Genomic DNA, 18,382 nt, shown 5'->3' on the forward strand with positions numbered 1-18,382 from the left:
TGCGGATTGGCGCTTGCCAGACCCGTCGCCGAGTGCGCTCCTCGTTCAACGCTGATTCCGTTCCAGGAAATCCCGCGACAGGCGCGCCACTTCATCGAGGTGGGTTTCCAGCAGCCAATGGCCGCCATCCTCGAACAGGTGCAACTCGGCGTTCGGCAGGTCGCGCAGGTAGGCCCGTGCCGACCCTTCGGGCATGTAGCCGTCGCGAGGGCCCCAGACGATCAGGGTGGGAGGCTGGTGGTCGCGCAGGTCGCCTGGTAGCGGGGAAACCAGGCCAGGTTCTCCTTGAGCCCCGCGATCACCTGCACCGCGATTTCCTTGCGGCGCGGCGACATGAGCGCCCAATGCAGGTGCCAGAGATCCGGCGGGATGCGTTCGGCCAGTTCCGGCTCCACTTCGTTGAGAAACTCCTCCTCGAAGCCTTCGAGGCTGACCGCGTCGGCCAGCCCGGCGCGCGCCTGCGGGGTCGGGTTGGCGAAGAAGCGTTGCAGCGCGGCGTACTTGGGTCCCAGTTGGTCTTCGTAGATGTCGCCGTTCTGCACGATCAGCGCGGTAATGCGCTGCGGCTGGGCGATGGCCAGGCGCAGGCCGATCTGCGAACCGAAGTCGTGCAGGTAGAGCGCGAAGCGCTCGATGCCCAGGTGGCGGGTGAAGCGCTCGAGAAAATCGGCATAGCCATCGAAATCGTAGGCGAAGTCGTCCGGCGTCGCGCTGTAGCCGCAGCCTGGGAAATCCGGCGCGAGCAGCCGCCAGCGGTCGGCAAGCAACGGCATGAGGCCCCTGAATTCATAGGACGAGCAAGGGTAACCGTGAGGCAGTAGCACGACAGGCGCGTCCTGCGGCTCGGCGGCGCGGTAGAAGATGTCGATGCCGTCGAGATCGAGACGGTGGTGGGTAACATGGCAGACGGGCATGGCTGGGCTCCGGTAGTCGCAGGTGATGGGCGATTGACTACGTTCGAACCTGAGCTTTGACCGCGTGCGTGTCGGCGCGCTCGTCGTTTCCGCTGCCACTGGGCGGGAAAGGTCAGGGGTGGCTGCCATGCAACGCAGCCGAGCCACCCTCAAAGCATCAGCTTGACCGCCGAGATATCCGGGTCGCGGGATTTGCCAGCTTCGGCCAGGGCCTGGAGATAGTCGTCCCAGAGTGACTGCTGGTTGCGCGACAGATGGTCGAGGTATTCCCAGCTGTAGAGGCCGCTGTCATGGCCGTCGCTGAAGGTCAGTTTCAGCGCGTACTGCCCGGCGGGCTCCACGCCTTCCAGCGCGACGTTGATCTTGCCGGTCTGCAGCACCGGGTTGCCGTGGCCCTGGACCTCGGCGGAGGGCGAATGCACCCGCAGGAACTCGGCCGGCAGGCTGTAGCGCTCGTTGGGGCCGTATTCCAGTTCCAGGGTTTTCGAGGCCTTGCGGAGTTTTATCTGGGTGGGGATGCGCATGAGAAAAACCGAAAAGAGGCTGGGGGCTGGGAGGCTGAACGACGGACGCTTTTTCGTCCAGCCTCCAGCCTCTTCACCGGTTAAAGGATGTACCGCGAAAGATCCTCGTCTGCCGCCAGCTCGCCCAGGTGCTCGTTGACGTAGGCGGTGTCGATGCGGATCGGCTCGCCGTTCTGCTGGCCGGCCAGGTCGCCGGCGCTGAAGGAGACTTCCTCCAGCAGGCGTTCGAGCAGGGTGTGCAGGCGGCGCGCGCCGATGTTCTCGGTCTTCTCGTTGACCTGCCAGGCGATCTCGGCCAGGCGCTTGATGCCATCGGCGGCGAACTCGATATGCAGCCCTTCGGTCTTCAGCAGCTCGCGGTACTGCTCGGTGAGCGAGGCGTGCGGCTCGCTGAGAATGCGCTCGAAGTCTTCCGGCGACAACGCCTTGAGTTCCACGCGAATCGGCAGACGGCCCTGCAGTTCAGGCACCAGGTCGCTCGGCTTGGACAGGTGGAAGGCACCGCTGGCGATGAACAGGATATGGTCGGTCTTGACCATGCCCAGCTTGGAGTTGACCGTGCTGCCCTCGATCAGCGGCAAAAGGTCGCGCTGCACACCCTCGCGGGACACGTCGGCGCCGCCGGTGTTGCCGCGCTTGGCGACCTTGTCGATTTCGTCGATGAAGACGATGCCATGCTGTTCTACCGCTTCCAGCGCGCGGGCCTTGAGTTCTTCCTCGTTGACCAGGCGCGCGGCTTCCTCGTCGCGCACCAGCTTGAGCGCGTCCTTGATCTTCAGCTTGCGGGCTTTCTTCTTGCCCTTGCCCATGTTGGCGAAGAGGTTCTGCAGCTGGCTGGTCATCTCTTCCATGCCGGGCGGGGCCATGATCTCGACGCCGGCGGGGCTTTCGGCAACCTCGATGTCGATTTCCTTGTCGTCCAGCTGGCCTTCGCGCAGGCGCTTGCGGAACAGCTGGCGGGTGTTGGAATCGTTGCTCGGTGCCGGTTCCTCGCTGAAGCCCACCGGGCGCGCCTGGGGCAGCAGGGCGTCGAGGATGCGCTCTTCGGCGGCGTCCTCGGCGCGGTGCTGCATCTTCTGCACTTCCTGCTCGCGCAGCATCTTCAGCGCGGCGTCGGCCAGGTCGCGGATGATGGACTCGACATCGCGGCCAACATAGCCGACCTCGGTGAACTTGGTCGCTTCCACCTTGATGAAAGGCGCGTTGGCCAACTTGGCCAGGCGGCGGGCGATCTCGGTCTTGCCGACGCCGGTGGGGCCGATCATCAGGATGTTCTTCGGCGTGACTTCCGGGCGCAGCTCGGCCGGCAATTGCATGCGCCGCCAGCGGTTGCGCAGGGCGATGGCCACGGCGCGCTTGGCGTCGTCCTGGCCGATGATGTGGCGGTTGAGTTCGTGGACGATCTCGCGGGGCGTCATGGACATGTTCGGTACTCCGGAATCGGACGCGCTCAGACGGCGCTATCCAATTCCTCAATAGTCAGGTTCTGATTGGTGAAGACGCAGATGCTGCCGGCGATGTTCAGCGCGGTCTCGGCGATGTCCTGGGCGGACATCTCGTCTCCGCCCTTGCGCAGCAGCGCCATGGCCGCGGCCTGGGCGAAGCCGCCGCCGGAGCCCATGGCGATCAGATCGTCCTCGGGCTGCACCACGTCGCCGTTGCCGGTGATGATCAGGGATGCGTCCTTGTTGGCCACGGCGAGCATGGCTTCCAGGCGGCTCAGGGTGCGGTCGGTACGCCAGTCCTTGGCCAGTTCGACGGCGGCGCGCACCAGATGGCCCTGGTGTTTCTCCAACTGGCCCTCGAAGCGCTCGAAGAGGGTGAAGGCGTCGGCGGTGGCGCCGGCGAAACCGGCCAGCACCTGGCCGTGGTAGAGCCGGCGGACCTTCTTGGCGTTGCCCTTCATGACGGTGTTGCCCAGGGAAACCTGGCCGTCGCCGCCCATGACGACTTTGCCGTTGCGACGTACTGAAACGATGGTGGTCAAGGGGGAAATCTCCACGCGGCGGGGCATCGATGCCCGAATGCGGTTGATATGGGGCAGGCGGCAAGGCTTTTCAACCGGCCAGGTTTGCGTTGGGTGCAATCTGGCATGCACAGGATGTTGTAGGGCCGAACTTGTTCGGCCTTTGGCGGCTCTGTGGCCGAATGAATTCGGCCCTACAGTACGAGGTGGGCAGGATTTTGATTGGCTTTAGGCAGCGGCGATGACTTTGCGCAGGCGCACCGGAATGGATTTCGCCGCCGGCACCTTGCTGCGCTTGGCGTGGTGCCAGACCGGCAGCAGTACGTTGCACTCGGGGTAGTAGCCTGCGCAGCAGCCTTCGGGGATGTTGTAGGGCGTCACGCGCAGCGGTCCGACCGATCGATGCACGCCATCGTCCACCTCGGTCACCGCCTCGATCTGGTCGCCTTCGGCCAGGCCCAGGCGGACGATGTCGTTGCGGTTCATCATGATCACCGCGCGAGTGCCGTGGATGCCGCGGAAGCGGTCGTCGTAGCCGTAGACGGTGGTGTTGAACTGGTCGTTGCTGCGCAGCGTCATCATCTGCAGCACATCGTGCCGCTCGTGGCCGCCTTCCTCGGTATCCGGGTCTGCTGCCAGTTCCGGCGGGTTGATGAAGTTGGCCTTGCCGGTTTCGGTGTCCCAGCGGCGCTGGCTGGCGCCCAACGGTCGATGGAAGCCGCCCGGCTCCATCATGTGTACGTTGAAGTCGTGGAAGATCTCCGGATAGCTCTCGGCGATGGCCTCGCGGATCAGGTCGTAGTTGCCGACCCAGGCGTCCCAGTCAAGATTTGGATTGTCCACCAGCGTGGCCTTGGCCAGTCGCGCAACGATGGTCGGCTCCGACAGCAGCAGTTCACCGGCCGGCTCTGCCGCGCCACGCCAGGCGCGGATACAGGCGGTGCTGTCTTCGGTGGTGTGGCGTTGCTCGCCGGTGGCCTGGCGGTCGATTTCGGTGCGGCCCAGGCATGGCAGGATATAGGACACCTCTCCGGTCACCAGATGGCTGCGGTTGAGCTTGGTAGAGACCTGTACCGACAGCCGCAGCCTGCGCCAGGCCGGTTCGATCTGCGAAGTATCGGGCACCGCACGGACGAAATTGCCGCCCATGGCGATAAAGCCCTTGATACTGCCGTCGATGATGCCCTCGCAGGCTTCTACCGTGTTGACGCCATCCTCGCTCGGCGGCTCGAAGCCGAACTGCCGGCGCAGGTTGTCGACCGGTACCTGCGCCGCCTTTTCGGTGATACCGACGGTGCGCTGGCCCTGCACGTTGGAATGGCCGCGCACCGGCAGGATGCCGGCACCTTCCTTGCCCATGTTGCCGCGCAGCAGGAGCAGGTTGACCAGCATCTGCACCGCCTCCACGCCATGCCGATGCTGGGTAATGCCCATGCCGTAGGCGACGATCACCTGCTGGCAGCCGGCATAGGCGGTGGCGGCGGCTTCCATCGCCGCGCGGCTGAGGCCCGAGCGGCGTTCCAGCACCGACCAGGCATAGCCGCGCACGTGCCGCTCGAAGGCCTCGAAGCCATGGGTGTGCTGTTCGATAAAGTCGACGTCGAGCACCCGTGGTTTACCCGCTGCCTGCGCCTCGTCGTCCATGGCGAACAGCGCCTTGCAGACGCCTGTGATGGCGGCGATGTCTCCGCCAATGGCCAACTGGTGGTACTGGGTGCTGATCACCGTGCTGTCCGGCGTGAGCATTTCCCTGGGTGATTGCGGATCGACGAAGCGCTCCAGCCCGCGCTCGCGGATCGGGTTGAAGGTGATGATTTCGGCGCCGCGCTCGCGGGCTTCCTGCAGTTCGTGGAGCATGCGCGGGCTGCTGGTGCCGGTGTTCTGGCCGAAGAAGAACAGTCCGTCGGTCTTCTCCATGTCGTTCAGGGTGACGGTCGCCACGGGTACGCCGATGCTCTCCGGCAGCGCCACCGAGGTGCTTTCGTGGCACATGTTGGAACTGTCCGGCAGGTTGTTGGTGCCATACATCCGCGCCAGCACGCCATACATGTAGGCCGTTTCCAGCGAGGCGCGACCGGACATGTAGAAGACCACCTGATTGGGGGCTTCCATGGCTTTGAGCTCCTGGCCGATCTCGGCGAAGGCCTGCTCCCAGCTCACTGCCCGGTAGGTGTCGCTGGCGGTGTCATAACGCATGGGGTGGGTCAGGCGGCCCTGGTGCTCCAGGTCGAAATCGGTCCAGTTGAGCAGTTCGGTGACGCGGTGGGTGGCGAAGAATTCCGGGCCGCAGCGGCGGGTGGTGTTTTCCCAGGCGGTGGCCTTGGCGCCGTTCTCGCAGAACGACAGGGTGCGCGGCGGATGCGGCTTGGCCCAGGCGCAGCTGACGCAGGCGAAGCCGTCGATGGGCTTGTTCTGCTTGAGCAGCAGCGCGGCGCCGGCGAGCGGAATCTTCTCGCGGATCAGGATGTTGGCGACCGAATAGGCCGAGCCCCAGCCACCGGAGGGTGCGCGATAAGGCTTGAAGGTAGGCTGGCTCACGTCGTTCTCCTGTTGCTCGCGCGATGGAGTTCTGTGTGGCCTGTCTGGTCATGGACTGATTATTGGAAGACAGGCACTGATTACGACGTGGGCTCCGTAATCTTCGTTCAGCGTCTTTGTTTACCGTTTATGACCGTGCTCCGTCACTCCATGGCGAAGCCGAGCTGGCGCCAGGCTTCATAAACGGCGACGGCGACCGTGTTGGAGAGGTTCAGGCTGCGGCAGTCGGGGCGCATCGGCAGGCGCAGGCGGCGCTCGTTCGGCAGCGCATCGCGAATCTCGGCAGGCAGGCCGCGGCTTTCGGGGCCGAACAGGAAGGCGTCGCCGCGCTGGAAGGCGACCTCGTGGAAGGGTTGCGAGCCCTTGGTGGTGAAGCCGAACAGACGGGGATGGCCGAGGCTGGCCAGGCAGGTTTCCAGATCGGGATGGCGCTTGAGCGGTGCGTATTCGTGATAGTCCAGGCCGGCACGGCGCAGGCGCTTGTCGTCCAGTTCGAAGCCCAGCGGTTCGATCAGGTGCAGGCTGCAGCCGGCATTGGCGCAGAGCCTGATAATGTTGCCGGTATTGGGTGGAATTTCCGGCTGGAAAAGGATCACGTGGAACATGGGTGTCACCAGGTCTGAAAGCGGCAAGCATTCTACTGCGACAGGCGATCCTGCGGCAGGCGGCCCCGCGCCGTACGATCCAAGGCCGCGTCTGCGCCTACGTTTTTTCGCCTCGCTGGTATTGATCGGGCTGTTGCTCGGGCTGTTGATCGGCCGCCTGGTGGACCCCGGTCCGGTGCGGCTCGAAGCCGTACAGGCGTTGCCGGAGGGGCTGCAGCTGCGTTTCGATCGCGAACCGGCGCTGCATCAGGAATATCTGGATGGTGCCTTCGGCATGCTGGTGCAGGCCGAAGGGTGGGACCAGCAGGGGGAATTGCGCATAGACGACATGCCGGTACGCTGGCGCATCCAGCCCAGCGAGCGCGGGCTGCTGGTGAACCTCGTCGCCGTGCGTGCGCTGCGCGTGCAGTGGCAGGGTGAGGAGCGTGACGGCGGTTGGTGGATGGTGCTCGAGGTGAGTCCGGCGACGCCCTAGGTGTTTTGGGCTCATCGCGCTTTTTAGACACCGGACTGGCAAGTTTGGGTGTGAATGAAAGTTGCGCTTTCATGAGCGTTTGTCGAGTTGCTCGATGGCGCGGGTTTCGCCCTGCTGGGCGAGCTACTTTTTTCAGTCGCGAAAAAAGTAACCAAAAACGCTTGCCCCTACATACGGCCCTGCGCTTTGCGCAGGGTTCGTTTGCTCCACCGCTGCTCCAGGGGCCGGCTTACAAGGGCCGTCCCTGGCCCTTTAAGCCTCTCGCCGCATCCATGCGGCTCGCTCCCTTACGCAACGGTTCCACTCACCCTCCTGAAAGGGGCGGTTGGTGTCGCCTGAAGGTTTGTGCAAAGAAAGCAAAGCCAACCAAGTGAACATCAACGATCTTTCAGGCGACTCGGACCCCGTTCCCCGTCAGGAGGCCGAGTGGAGGTGTTGCGCAGGGGGACGCGAGGCAGGACGCCGAGCGAGGAGCGAAGGGACAGGGACGTCCCTTCGTGACGGCCCCCGGAGCGGCATCGGAACGAGGGGAGTCTGGCCGCAGGCCAGCCCCGGATGTCGGGGTGGCCTTCTCTTTGGTCACTTTCTCTTGGCCAGACAAGAGAAAGTGACTCGGCCGGGGGGCCGAAACCAGGAGCATCAGCACACTCGGTAAGCGCCCTGACCTCCAAGCTAAAAGCCTAAGCCAGCTGACAGCACCACCCAAACTTGCCAGTCCGGTAGCCCATGTCCCCCTAAATGCGAAGATCCATTTTTTGCGTGATGCGGCGTTACTTGTCGTTTATTTGGAGCGACCAAACTTAACTCCTCGCGCAAAAATAGCCTCAGTCGCGGCCACGAGCGAAACGTCACCAGCCCCTTGCGCTGCTGTCACGTTTCCTCTTCTTCCTCTTCCGGGCCGTCGCCTTCCATGCCCAGTTCCTTGATCTTGCGCGTCAGGGTGTTGCGGCCCCAGCCAAGCAGCAGGGCGGCATCGCGGCGACGGCCGGCGGTGTGCTTGAGGGCGATTTCGATCATGGTCCGCTCGAAGGCCGGCATGGCTTCGTCGAGCAGGCTGGACTGGCCGCGCTCCAGCGCCAGGTCGGCCCACTGGCGCAGGGCCTGCTCCCAGTTGACCGCCGGCAGTGCTTCGGCGGGCTGGCTGAGCAGCTCCGGCGGCAGATCGTCGATGTGCACTTCGCGGCCCGAGGCCATCACGGTGATCCAGCGGCAGGTGTTTTCCAGCTGGCGCACGTTGCCCGGCCAGGGCAGGTTGCGCAGGAACTCCGCGGTTTCGCTTTTCAGCAGCTTGGTTTCCACGGCCAGCTCCTGGGCGGCACTGGCCAGGAAGTGGGCGGCGAGGGCGGGGATGTCCTGGCGGCGATCGGCCAGGCGCGGGATATGGATGCGGATGACGTTCAGGCGATGGAACAGGTCCTCGCGGAACTTGCCGGCCCGTACCAGTGACTCCAGGTCCTGATGGGTGGCGGCGATGATGCGCACGTCCACCTTCACCGGCGTGTGTCCGCCGACGCGGTAGAACTCGCCGTCGGCCAACACGCGCAGTAGGCGCGTCTGGGTGTCGGCCGGCATGTCGCCGATCTCGTCGAGGAACAGTGTGCCGCCGTCGGCCTGCTCGAAGCGGCCACGGCGCTGGTTGGCCGCGCCGGTGAAGGCGCCTTTCTCGTGGCCGAACAGCTCCGACTCCATCAGGTCCTTGGGAATCGCCGCCATGTTCAGGGCGATGAAGGAGGCATTGGCGCGCGGACTGTGACGGTGCAGCGCATGGGCGACCAGCTCCTTGCCGGTGCCGGATTCGCCGTTGATCAGCACCGTGATGTTGGAATGGCTGAGGCGACCGATGGCGCGGAAGACCTCCTGCATGGCTGGCGCTTCGCCGATGATCTCCGGCGTCGGCAGGGTCTCCGCGGGCGTCTGCAGGTGCAGCTGCTCGCGGGCATGCTGGCAGGCGCGGCGGACCAGCGAAATGGCATCGTCGACGTCGAAGGGCTTGGGCAGGTACTCGAAGGCACCGCCCTGGTAGGAGGCCACCGCGCTGTCGAGGTCCGAATGCGCCGTCATGATGATGACCGGCAGGCGCGGATGCTGCGCGCGAATCTGCGCCAGCATGTCGAGGCCGCTGGTGCCAGGCATGCGGATGTCCGAGAGGATGACGTCCGGCTGTTGGGACTTCAGCGGGCCGAGCACACCATCGGCGCTGTCGAAACTGCGCGTGATCATGCCGGCCTGCTGCAAGGCTTTCTCCAGCACCCAGCGGATGGAACGGTCGTCATCGACGATCCAGACGGTTTCGTTTTGGGTCATGCGCCTGTTCCTTGTTCGAGCGGCAGGAAGATCGAGAAGGCGGTGTGGCCGGGATGGCTTTCGCATTCGATCAGCCCCTGATGCTGGCTGATGATGTTCTGGGCGATGGCCAGGCCCAGACCGGTGCCGTCCGGGCGGCCGCTGACCATCGGGTAGAAGAGGGTGTTCTGCAGCTCCCCGGGAATGCCGGGGCCGTTGTCGATGATCTCGATGCGCGCCACCAGGCGATGGCGGACATGGCCGATGGTGAACTGGCGCAGCGTGCGGGTGCGCAAGCTCAGGCGCGCCAGACCCATTTCGGTCTGTGTGGTCAGCGCCTGCATGGCGTTGCGCATGATGTTGAGCACCGCCTGGATCAGCTGTTCGCGGTCGGCGAGCACTTCGGGAATGCTCGGGTCATAGTCGCGCGCCATGATGATGCGACCCTGGCTTTCGGCCTCGATCAGGCTGGCGACGTGCTCCAGCACTTCATGGATGTTGGTCATGCCCAGCGATGGCAGCTTGTTCGAGCCGAGCATCCGGTCCACCAGGTTACGCAGCCGGTCTGCTTCCTCGATGATCACTTCGGTGTAGTCGCGCAGCTGTTCTTCGGGCAGCTCGCGGGCCAGCAGTTGCGCCGCACCGCGAATGCCGCCCAGCGGATTCTTGATCTCGTGGGCCAGGCCGCGCACCAGCATGCGGGTGGTTTCCTGGTTGGACAGCTGGGCTTCTTCCTTGCTGATACGCAGCAGGCGGTCGCGCGGCAGCACTTCCAGCAGCAGCAGGGTTTCGCGGCGCGTGAGGATCGGCGTTACCGCGTAGTCGACGGTCAGCGTCTGGCCGCTTACCGACGTCAGGGTGGCCTCGCGCTTGGTGAAGGGGTGTGCCTGGTCGACTGCCTGGCGCAGCGCCGCCAGAGCCTCGGCGGATTCGGTGAACAGTTCGCTGATGAACTGGCCGTGGCTGCGCTGGCCGCTGACGGCCAGCAGCATTTCCGCCGCCGGGTTCATATATTGCAGACGCAGGCGGGCGTCGAGCAGCAGCGTTGCGGTGGTGAGGTTTTCGATCAGCAGGCGTTGCAGGGCTTCGTTGATCATGGCTGTCTGCATCCGGTAGGTAGGCTGGAAATGCAAGAAGCAAACCAGACTGCGGGATGCACGCCATGCGGTCGCGGTGCTGGCCGGATCGGGAGGCGGACGCTGAGCGTGCACCAAGCTGGTGCATAGAATGCTCAGATAAAGGGCACGAAGGGAATGTTTTTCTTTTCCGGCGGCTTGTCCTTCAGCGGGCATTCCGGGCGCACGCCGTAATCGTCCTTCTTGCAGGGTTTGACCATGCGCCGCTGGGCCAGCGAGGTGCGCATCATGTGAAAGGTGTGGGACGGGCTGTGCTGGATCGTCTTGCCTTGCGCATCGACGATCTCGACCTGCAAGCGATGGCTGCCGCGGTCGATGTTGTGCAGCTGCTGGAGCGGGCTGGTACTGGCTTCACCCACCGGGGAGCCGTCCAGGGTGATGCGGTACAGGTGGCCGGTGTGCAGCGGCGGCTGACTGTCGACGGCCACTTCCAGATTGCCGGCGTTGTTGCGGATGGTGGCGTCATCGGCGGGCGCAAGGATCTGCACTTGTGCGTAGCCAGCCGCTGGCTCGGCATCCGCTTGCACCATTTCGGGTGAACGTGGCGCCACCGGCATGGCCGGCATGCTGTTGGTCGTGCGGCTCTCCACGGCCTGCGCCGCCTGGCTGCGTGGGCGATCGGTGAAGACCCGGTTGCCGTCCTCGTCAACATAGGTGAAGACCTGGGCGCCGACGGGCAGCGCGCAGGCCAGTAGCAGGCCGAGCCAGGCACCGCGCAACGCAGCTCTCATGGCCGTCCGGGACTCGAAGTGTGCACGCGCTGCACCGTGAACTGCTGTTCGGCGCGCTGGATCACCTGGTCGTTGTCCGCCAGTACCTCGACCGACAGCACATGGGTGCCGCGGTCGACGTTGTTCAGTTGCAGCGCCGTGGCGGTGCCCGGCGCGGCCTGGGGAATGCCGTCGAGCAGGAAACGTATGCGGTGACCTCGTTGCAGCATCGGGTCGAGCTGCGCGGTGACGACGAAGGTGCCGTTGTTGGCGCGAAGCGCCTCCTCGTCCGGTATGCCGCCGAGCGACAGGCTGCGGTAGGGCTGCTGCCGTTGGTCTTCCTGGTCGCTGGCCAGCGGCGGCGGTGGCTCGGGTGTGCGGATGTTGACGGTGTTGGCCGGCGGCAGATCGACGGTATCCACCGCGACCCCGTCCGGCGGCTGGTTGGTGTAGACGGTGTTGCCCTTGTCGTCGGTGTATTTGTAGATCTGCGCCAACGCCGGGACGCTGAGGATCAGAAGCAGGCCGAACAATGCAGTGCGCATGGGAAGCTCCGCGAGGTTTGAAGGCTGAAGCCTTGCACCGCCCTGGCTTGCAGGCAAGTCGGTTCGATGAGATTTGCGAACGCCTGCGGGTTGCTGGCGCCGGAAACGAACAAGGCCTCCCGAAGGAGGCCTTGTCGTGAGGCAGGTGAATCAGACGCTGTAGTACAGATCGTACTCCAGCGGATGCACGAAGGTGCGCACCTTGATCTCTTCCTCGCTCTTGAGCTCGAGGTAGGCATCGATGAAGTCATCGCTGAACACGCCGCCCTTGGTCAGGAACGCGCGGCCCTTGTCGAGCTCTTCCAGGGCTTCCTTCAGGCTGCCGCACACCTGCGGGATCAGCTTGCCTTCTTCCGGCGGCAGATCGTAGAGGTTCTTGTCGGCGGCATCGCCGGGGTGGATCTTGTTCTGGATGCCGTCCAGGCCCGCCATCAGCAGTGCGGCGAAGCACAGGTAGGGGTTGGCGGCCGGGTCCGGGAAGCGCGCTTCGATACGGCGAGCCTTGGGGCTGGACACGTAGGGAATGCGGATCGAGGCGGAGCGGTTGCGCGCCGAGTAGGCCAGCATCACCGGTGCTTCGAAACCCGGGACCAGACGCTTGTAGGAGTTGGTCGAGGGGTTGGTGAAGCCGTTCAGCGCCTTGCCGTGCTTGATGATGCCGCCGATGAAGTACAGGGCGGTATCGGACAGGCCGGCATAGCCTTCGCCGGAGAAGGTGTTCTTGCCATCCTTGGAGATGGACATGTGCACGTGCATGCCGGAACCGTTGTCGCCGTACAGCGGCTTGGGCATGAAGGTCGCGGTCTTGCCGTAGGCATCGGCGACGTTGTGCACGCAGTACTTGAGGGTCTGGACCTCGTCGGCCTTCTTCACCAGGGTGTTGAACTTGACGCCGATTTCGTTCTGGCCGGCAGTCGCCACTTCGTGGTGATGCACTTCGACGACCAGGCCCATCTCTTCCATGGCGTTGCACATGGCGGTACGGATTTCATGGTCGTGGTCGCACGGCGGAACCGGGAAATAGCCACCCTTGACGGCCGGGCGATGGCCCTTGTTGCCGCCTTCGACGTCCTGGTCTGTCATCCAGGAGCCCTGTTCGGAGTAGATCTTGAACATCGAGCCGGAGATGTCGGACTTGAACTTCACTTGGTCGAAGATGAAGAACTCCGGCTCCGGGCCGACGAACACGGTGTCGCCGAGTCCGGTGGACTTGAGGTATTCCTCGGCGCGCTTGGCGATGGAGCGCGGGTCGCGGTCGTAGCCCTGCATGGTGCTCGGCTCGACGATGTCGCAGACCAGGATCAGGGTCGGCTCTTCGGTGAAGGGGTCGAGCACGGCGGTCTCGTCGACCGGCATCAGGATCATGTCGGAGGCTTCGATGCCTTTCCAGCCATGAATGGACGAGCCATCGAACATCTTGCCGTGTTCGAAGAAGTCTTCGTCCTCGGCATCACGGGCAGGAATGGTCACGTGATGCTGCTTGCCTTTGGTATCGGTGAAGCGCAGATCAATCCACTTCACATCGTAATCTTTGATCAGTTGAAGCGACTTCGACATGGTGCTCTCCAGTGGTGGAAGCGTTGACAGGTGGCTTCCGAAAGTCGGGGGTGAAGCCAAGCGGCGGATGGTCCGGCAAGGCGGCCTTGCTCACAAGAGAGCAAATTGCATGCCAGCGCCCCTTTTTGGGGCTGGCCGCATGCCTTCGCGACTTCGACCGGGACGTCGCGAGAGCAGCGCGTATTCTGAACGATTTATCGCACCGAAGTTGTGCGAAACGCTCCCGCGCCGAGCATTTTTGGTGCGCGGCCTGCCGGTGGAGAAAATCGTCTAATTGTTGATCAGTTTCCGCTATACTCCGCCCCCCTCTTTTTTCGCCTCACTGGCGCGCGCGTTTTCATGAAGCTGATCGTCAAGGTTTTCCCGGAAATCACCATCAAGAGCCCGCCGGTGCGCAAGGGGTTCATTCGTCAGTTGGCGAAGAACATCCGCACCGTGCTGCGCGACCTCGATCCCGAATTGCGGGTGGAAGGGGTGTGGGACAACATCGAGGTGGAGACGGCGCTCGGCGACACGAAGACTCTGCGCGAGATGATCGAACGCCTGCGCTGCACGCCGGGCATCGCCCATTGCCTCGAAGTGCACGAGTATCCGCTGGGCGATCTGGATGACATCTTCGAGAAGTGCAAGGCGCACTTCGCCGGTCGCCTGCCGGGCAAGATATTCGCAGTGCGCTGCAAGCGCGCCGGCAAGCACTCCTTCAGTTCGATGGACGTGGAGCGCCATGTCGGCAGCCGCCTGCGCGAGGAGTGCGGCGCGGCAGGCATCTCTCTGAAGGCACCGGAAATCGAAGTGCGGATGGAAGTCCGCGATCAGCGCCTGTTCGTCGTTCATGCTCAGCACGACGGCATCGGCGGCTACCCGCTGGGTGCGCTGGAGCAGACCCTGGTGCTGATGTCCGGCGGTTTCGATTCCACCGTGGCGGCCTATCAGATGATGCGCCGCGGCCTGATGACCCACTTCTGCTTCTTCAACCTCGGTGGCCGCGCCCACGAGCTGGGGGTGATGGAAGTCGCCCACTATCTGTGGAAGAAGTACGGCAGCTCTCATCGCGTGCTGTTCATCAGCGTGCCCTTCGAGGAAGTGGTCGGCGAGATTCTCGACAAGGTCGACAACAGCCAGATGGGTGTGGTCCTCAAGCGCATGATGCTGCGCGCCTCGACGCAGATCGCCGAACGCCTGCACATCGATGCGCTGGTCACCGGCGAGGCGATCTCGCAGGTCTCCAGCCAGACCCTGCCCAATCTCTCGGTGATCGACTCGGCCACCGACATGCTGGTGCTGCGCCCGCTGATCGCCGCGCACAAGCAGGACATCATCGACACCGCGTTCGCGATCGGCACCGCCGAATTCGCCAAGAACATGCCCGAGTATTGCGGCGTGATCTCGAAGAACCCGACCACCCGCGCCAAGCGCTATCGCGTCGAGCACGAAGAGAAGCAGTTCGACATGCAGGTGCTCGAGCGCGCCCTGGAAAACGCCCGCCAGGTCGCCATCGACCGAGTGATCGACGAGCTGGGCGAAGACATCAAGGTCGAGGAAGTCGCCACGGCGACTGCCGGCCAGGTGGTGCTCGACATCCGCCACCCCGATGCCGCCGAGGACGAACCTCTGCAACTGACCGGTATCGAAGTGCAGACGATGCCCTTCTACGCCGTCAACAATCGCTTCAAGGAACTGGATGAAAACCGCCAGTACCTGCTGTATTGCGATAAAGGTGTCATGAGCCGCCTGCATGCTCACCATCTGTTGAGCGAGGGGCACCAGAACGTGCGGGTCTATCGACCTGTGAGCCTGAAGCCAGAAGCTGGAAGCTCGAAGTGAAGAGCATCTGTCCAACCAGCCATTTCGTCATCAGGCGCAAGCACCCCCCTGACTGTTCGGGCGTGCTGCTTTTACTTTCCAGCTTTCAGCTTCAAGCTTCCAGCTTCTTTTTAGGTACCCAACAGTGATCGAGAATCTCCGCAATATCGCCATCATCGCCCACGTCGACCACGGCAAGACCACCCTCGTCGACAAACTCCTGCGCCTGTCCGGCACCCTGGACCGCAAGGAGCTCGAGAACGAGCGCGTGATGGACAGCAACGACCAGGAAAAGGAACGTGGCATCACCATCCTGGCCAAGAACACCGCGCTGAAGTGGAAGGACTACAGCATCAACATCGTCGATACCCCCGGCCACGCCGACTTCGGCGGTGAAGTCGAGCGTGTCATGTCGATGGTCGACTCCGTGCTGCTGGTGGTCGACGCCCAGGACGGCCCCATGCCGCAGACCCGCTTCGTGACCCAGAAGGCGTTCAAGGCCGGCCTGCGTCCGATCGTGGTGGTGAACAAGATCGACCGTCCCGGCGCACGTCCGGACTGGGTCATCGACCAGATCTTCGACCTGTTCGACAACCTCGGCGCCACCGATGAGCAACTGGACTTCCCGATCGTCTACGCCTCGGCCCTGAACGGCATCGCCGGCCTCGACCACGAGAAGCTGGACGACAACATGGACGCTCTGTTCCAGGCCATCGTCGACCACGTGCCGGCGCCGGTCGTCGACGTTGACGGTCCGTTCCAGATGCAGATTTCCCAGCTGGACTACAACAGCTTCCTCGGCGTGATCGGCGTGGGCCGCATCAAGCGCGGCAAGGTCAAGACCAATACCCCGGTGACCGCCATCGGTACCGACGGCAAGAAGCGCCAGGGCCGTATCCTGAAGATCATGGGCCACTCCGGCCTGCAGCGCGTGGAAGTGCCGGAAGCCGAAGCTGGCGACATCGTCTGCGTCAGCGGCATGGACGAGCTGTACATCTCCGACACCCTGTGCGACCAGAACGCCGTCGAGGCGCTGCCGCCGCTGACCGTCGACCAGCCGACCGTGAGCATGACCTTCCAGGTCAACGACTCGCCGTTCGCCGGCAAGGAAGGCAAGTTCGTCACCAGCCGCAACATCAAGGATCGCCTGGACAAGGAGCTGCTGCACAACGTGGCGCTGCGCGTCGAGCAGGGCGAGAGCCCCGAGAAGTTCAAGGTATCCGGTCGTGGCGAGCTGCACCTGTCGGTGTTGATCGAAACCATGCGCCGTGAAGGCTTCGAGCTGGCCGTGGGCCGCCCGGAAGTGGTGATCATCGAGAACGAGGCCGGCGAGAAGCAGGAGCCGTACGAGAACGTGACCATCGACATCGAGGAGCAGCACCAGGGCCCGGTGATGGAGCAGATGGGCCTGCGCAAGGGCGACCTGACCAACATGATCCCCGACGGCAAGGGCCGCGTGCGCCTGGAATACACCATCCCGGCGCGCGGCCTGATCGGCTTCCGTAACAACTTCCTGACTCTGACCTCGGGTACCGGCATCCTGACTTCGACCTTCAGCCACTACGGCCCGATCAAGGCCGGCGAAGTGACCAATCGCCAGAACGGCGTGCTGGTGTCCATGGCTACCGGTACCGCGCTGACCTACTCGCTGGAAACCCTGCAGGCGCGTGGCAAGCTGTTTCTGGCGCCGGGCGACGAGATTTACGAAGGCCAGCTGTGCGGCATCCACAGCCGCGACAACGATCTGGTACTCAACCCCACCAAGGGCAAGAAGCTCGACAACATGCGCGCCTCCGGCAAGGATGAAGTCATCGCCCTGGTACCGCCGATCAAGTTCACCCTCGAGCAGGCGCTGGAATTCATCGACGACGACGAGCTGGTGGAAGTGACGCCCAAGTCCATCCGCCTGCGCAAGAAGTTCCTCAACGAGAACGACCGCAAGCGCTTCGAGCGCAGCAAGGTCTAAGGCGACAAGCTGCAAGTAAAAGCCCCGCCCGGAGTGATCCGGGCGGGGCTTTTTCGTGGGGCGCTTGCAGAAGCGGCTTCAGCCGCGAAGCGTCTGTAGCTTCGAGATGGGCGCCTATGCGGGCTCGGATGGGCGACAGGCTTTTTCCCGCTCCGCCTTTTCGCGCCTCAGCTCCCGGTATTCGCAGTAATGCTCATAGACTGCCTTGGCGACTACGGCTAGACCGACGGTGGCGAGGATGTTCTTAAGCATGGCGGGTACTCCTTGGTAGCGGCATCGGTGGTACGGCTTCAGTGGTGCAGCGGGTTCAGAAAATTGGCCAGTCGCTCTTTCATGATCTCGGCCTGGGTTGCTAGCCGGGTTTCAAGTTCGTCGTGCCGACACTTGGGGCAGTCGCTGAACCAGTCCCGACCTTCCATAAGGCAATCGCTCAGCGGAATGGGGGTGCGCTTCCAGTTACAGGCAGGGCAGATGAAGGTGCGGGGGTGAGGACGGGAGTGCGGGCGGGGTGGCATTGGCATGTTTGGACTCCAGCATTCGGATTGCTGGAGACTGTGCCGCAAGTGCACGACAGATTGTGTCGTCATCGTTTCCGGGGGATTTCAGGTGAGTTGCTTCGCTGTGCTCTGCTATGGTTCTGCCATCATTCAAGGAGAGCAATATGCAGTTTCAGGTTCTGAAGCAGCGCCATCGGCAGGAGCGCGAAAGCCAACATCCCAATCTGCGCTTGCGCGTCCACCGTGCCCTGAGTTGGCTTGACCGGGCCGAACAGGCCGATGACCTCGATGGCCGTTTCATCTTCTTCTGGATCGCTTTCAACGCCGCCTACGCCACCGAGATCGACGAGCAGCGACGGTTGTCGGAACAGGAAACCTTCAAGGCCTTCTTGGAGAAGCTTTGTGCGCTGGATAAGAAAAAGCGCATCGACGCGTTGGTCTGGCAGGAGTTCTCCGGCAGCATCCGCGTGCTGCTGGACAACCCCTACGTGTTCCAGAGCTTCTGGGATCACCAGAGCGGCAAGATCGACGAGACCAATTGGAAAAACCGTTTCGCCGGTGGCAAGCGGGCTGCCCAGCAGGCCCTGGCCAGCGGAAACACTCCGATACTCCTGGGCGTGCTGTTCAACCGCCTCTACACCCTGCGCAACCAGCTCATCCACGGCGGCGCTACTTGGAACGGCGCGATCAACCGTGGACAGCTGCGTGACTGCACTAGCCTGCTGGGCAAGCTGGTGCCGGTGATCATCGCGCTGATGATGGATAGCCCGGACACCTTGTGGGGGGATGCTTGTTATCCGGTGGTGCGGTAACCCTACGAGCTTATGATCGATAGCGCCCGCAGCATTGCGCTGCGAGCGTAC

18 protein-coding genes are annotated in these 18,382 nt (G+C 63.5%); 4 read left to right on the top strand and 14 right to left on the bottom strand.

What is annotated here, in order from left to right:
• Positions 1-45 precede the first annotated feature (45 nt).
• The 7 genes from EA795_RS21275 to trmL all read right to left on the bottom strand — a co-directional run bounded on the left by EA795_RS21275 (position 46) and on the right by trmL (position 6,547).
• Entirely contained in the window at positions 46-273 is a 228-nt protein-coding gene (locus EA795_RS21275; protein WP_349771809.1) for an alpha/beta fold hydrolase, read from the bottom strand.
• On the bottom strand, positions 222-914 hold the full coding sequence (locus EA795_RS01385; protein WP_205891461.1) for an alpha/beta fold hydrolase: 693 nt from the start codon (positions 912-914) through the stop codon (positions 222-224). Before EA795_RS01385 ends, EA795_RS21275 begins: the two co-directional genes overlap by 52 nt.
• A gap of 149 nt (positions 915-1,063) precedes the next feature.
• On the bottom strand, positions 1,064-1,438 hold the full coding sequence (locus EA795_RS01390) for a gamma-butyrobetaine hydroxylase family protein (protein ID WP_122075124.1): 375 nt from the start codon (positions 1,436-1,438) through the stop codon (positions 1,064-1,066).
• An 80-nt stretch (positions 1,439-1,518) separates the two neighbouring features.
• The gene (gene hslU / locus EA795_RS01395) at positions 1,519-2,862 is read right to left on the bottom strand and encodes an ATP-dependent protease ATPase subunit HslU (RefSeq protein ID WP_122075127.1); all 1,344 of its coding nucleotides are present in this window, start codon (positions 2,860-2,862) and stop codon (positions 1,519-1,521) included.
• A gap of 26 nt (positions 2,863-2,888) precedes the next feature.
• Positions 2,889-3,425, bottom strand: coding sequence for an ATP-dependent protease subunit HslV (gene hslV, locus EA795_RS01400; RefSeq protein WP_014854401.1), 537 nt, complete (start codon positions 3,423-3,425; stop codon positions 2,889-2,891).
• A gap of 207 nt (positions 3,426-3,632) precedes the next feature.
• Positions 3,633-5,942: an FdhF/YdeP family oxidoreductase gene (locus EA795_RS01405; protein ID WP_122075129.1), complete on the bottom strand. Its 2,310-nt coding sequence runs from the start codon at positions 5,940-5,942 to the stop codon at positions 3,633-3,635.
• Between the two features lie 143 nt (positions 5,943-6,085).
• On the bottom strand, positions 6,086-6,547 hold the full coding sequence (gene trmL, locus EA795_RS01410) for a tRNA (uridine(34)/cytosine(34)/5-carboxymethylaminomethyluridine(34)-2'-O)-methyltransferase TrmL (RefSeq protein WP_065984478.1): 462 nt from the start codon (positions 6,545-6,547) through the stop codon (positions 6,086-6,088).
• Here trmL and EA795_RS01415 point away from each other — a divergent pair.
• Positions 6,546-7,022 (top strand): hypothetical protein, encoded by a 477-nt coding sequence (locus tag EA795_RS01415; protein ID WP_122075131.1) that lies wholly within the window; start codon positions 6,546-6,548, stop codon positions 7,020-7,022. The genes trmL and EA795_RS01415 overlap by 2 nt on opposite strands.
• Positions 7,023-7,892: 870 nt before the next feature.
• On the opposite strand, the gene ntrC is transcribed toward EA795_RS01415, so the two are convergent.
• The 5 genes from ntrC to glnA form a co-directional block, all read right to left on the bottom strand.
• Positions 7,893-9,326: a nitrogen regulation protein NR(I) gene (gene ntrC / locus EA795_RS01420; protein WP_122075133.1), complete on the bottom strand. Its 1,434-nt coding sequence runs from the start codon at positions 9,324-9,326 to the stop codon at positions 7,893-7,895.
• Positions 9,323-10,402, bottom strand: a complete 1,080-nt coding sequence (glnL, locus tag EA795_RS01425) for a nitrogen regulation protein NR(II) (protein WP_014854396.1) — start codon at positions 10,400-10,402, stop codon at positions 9,323-9,325. The genes ntrC and glnL overlap by 4 nt, the downstream gene beginning before the upstream one ends.
• Before the next feature lie 134 nt (positions 10,403-10,536).
• Complete coding sequence (locus EA795_RS01430) at positions 10,537-11,172, bottom strand: DUF4124 domain-containing protein (RefSeq protein ID WP_122075135.1); 636 nt, start codon at positions 11,170-11,172, stop codon at positions 10,537-10,539.
• On the bottom strand, positions 11,169-11,696 hold the full coding sequence (locus EA795_RS01435) for a DUF4124 domain-containing protein (RefSeq protein WP_014854394.1): 528 nt from the start codon (positions 11,694-11,696) through the stop codon (positions 11,169-11,171). The genes EA795_RS01430 and EA795_RS01435 overlap by 4 nt, the downstream gene beginning before the upstream one ends.
• Before the next feature lie 150 nt (positions 11,697-11,846).
• The gene (gene glnA, locus EA795_RS01440; RefSeq protein ID WP_014854393.1) at positions 11,847-13,253 is read right to left on the bottom strand and encodes a glutamate--ammonia ligase; all 1,407 of its coding nucleotides are present in this window, start codon (positions 13,251-13,253) and stop codon (positions 11,847-11,849) included.
• Positions 13,254-13,592: 339 nt separating this feature from the next.
• On the opposite strand from glnA, the gene thiI reads away from it, so the two are divergent.
• Positions 13,593-15,077: a tRNA uracil 4-sulfurtransferase ThiI gene (thiI, locus tag EA795_RS01445; protein WP_122075137.1), complete on the top strand. Its 1,485-nt coding sequence runs from the start codon at positions 13,593-13,595 to the stop codon at positions 15,075-15,077.
• 124 nt (positions 15,078-15,201) lie between these two features.
• A complete protein-coding gene (gene typA, locus EA795_RS01450; RefSeq protein ID WP_058077915.1) occupies positions 15,202-17,022 on the top strand; it encodes a translational GTPase TypA in 1,821 nt (606 codons plus the stop codon).
• 114 nt (positions 17,023-17,136) lie between these two features.
• On the opposite strand, the gene EA795_RS21145 is transcribed toward typA, so the two are convergent.
• Together EA795_RS21145 and EA795_RS01455 are read right to left on the bottom strand one after the other, a co-directional pair.
• Entirely contained in the window at positions 17,137-17,274 is a 138-nt protein-coding gene (locus tag EA795_RS21145) for a hypothetical protein (RefSeq protein ID WP_170162202.1), read from the bottom strand.
• Between the two features lie 38 nt (positions 17,275-17,312).
• Positions 17,313-17,543, bottom strand: coding sequence for a hypothetical protein (locus EA795_RS01455; protein ID WP_058077914.1), 231 nt, complete (start codon positions 17,541-17,543; stop codon positions 17,313-17,315).
• Between the two features lie 140 nt (positions 17,544-17,683).
• Between EA795_RS01455 and EA795_RS01460 the strand changes: the two genes are divergently transcribed.
• Positions 17,684-18,331, top strand: a complete 648-nt coding sequence (locus EA795_RS01460) for a HEPN domain-containing protein (RefSeq protein ID WP_122075139.1) — start codon at positions 17,684-17,686, stop codon at positions 18,329-18,331.
• The last annotated feature ends 51 nt before the right edge of the window (positions 18,332-18,382 follow it).

The sequence above is a fragment of the Stutzerimonas nitrititolerans genome, from assembly GCF_003696285.1.
In the GTDB taxonomy this organism is placed as follows: domain Bacteria; phylum Pseudomonadota; class Gammaproteobacteria; order Pseudomonadales; family Pseudomonadaceae; genus Stutzerimonas; species Stutzerimonas nitrititolerans.

Excerpts from the sequence above, each read along its gene's own strand:
- EA795_RS01390 (WP_122075124.1), bottom strand. The coding sequence starts at position 1,438 with ATGCGCATCCCCACCCAGATAAAACTCCGCAAGGCCTCGAAAACCCTG.
- trmL (WP_065984478.1), bottom strand. The coding sequence starts at position 6,547 with ATGTTCCACGTGATCCTTTTCCAGCCGGAAATTCCACCCAATACCGGC.
- glnA (WP_014854393.1), bottom strand. The coding sequence starts at position 13,253 with ATGTCGAAGTCGCTTCAACTGATCAAAGATTACGATGTGAAGTGGATT.
- EA795_RS01415 (WP_122075131.1), top strand. The coding sequence starts at position 6,546 with ATGGGTGTCACCAGGTCTGAAAGCGGCAAGCATTCTACTGCGACAGGC.
- EA795_RS01430 (WP_122075135.1), bottom strand. The coding sequence starts at position 11,172 with ATGAGAGCTGCGTTGCGCGGTGCCTGGCTCGGCCTGCTACTGGCCTGC.
- glnL (WP_014854396.1), bottom strand. The coding sequence starts at position 10,402 with ATGATCAACGAAGCCCTGCAACGCCTGCTGATCGAAAACCTCACCACC.
- thiI (WP_122075137.1), top strand. The coding sequence starts at position 13,593 with ATGAAGCTGATCGTCAAGGTTTTCCCGGAAATCACCATCAAGAGCCCG.
- EA795_RS01455 (WP_058077914.1), bottom strand. The coding sequence starts at position 17,543 with ATGCCAATGCCACCCCGCCCGCACTCCCGTCCTCACCCCCGCACCTTC.
- hslU (WP_122075127.1), bottom strand. The coding sequence starts at position 2,862 with ATGTCCATGACGCCCCGCGAGATCGTCCACGAACTCAACCGCCACATC.
- EA795_RS01435 (WP_014854394.1), bottom strand. The coding sequence starts at position 11,696 with ATGCGCACTGCATTGTTCGGCCTGCTTCTGATCCTCAGCGTCCCGGCG.
- EA795_RS21145 (WP_170162202.1), bottom strand. The coding sequence starts at position 17,274 with ATGCTTAAGAACATCCTCGCCACCGTCGGTCTAGCCGTAGTCGCCAAG.
- EA795_RS01460 (WP_122075139.1), top strand. The coding sequence starts at position 17,684 with ATGCAGTTTCAGGTTCTGAAGCAGCGCCATCGGCAGGAGCGCGAAAGC.
- ntrC (WP_122075133.1), bottom strand. The coding sequence starts at position 9,326 with ATGACCCAAAACGAAACCGTCTGGATCGTCGATGACGACCGTTCCATC.
- EA795_RS01385 (WP_205891461.1), bottom strand. The coding sequence starts at position 914 with ATGCCCGTCTGCCATGTTACCCACCACCGTCTCGATCTCGACGGCATC.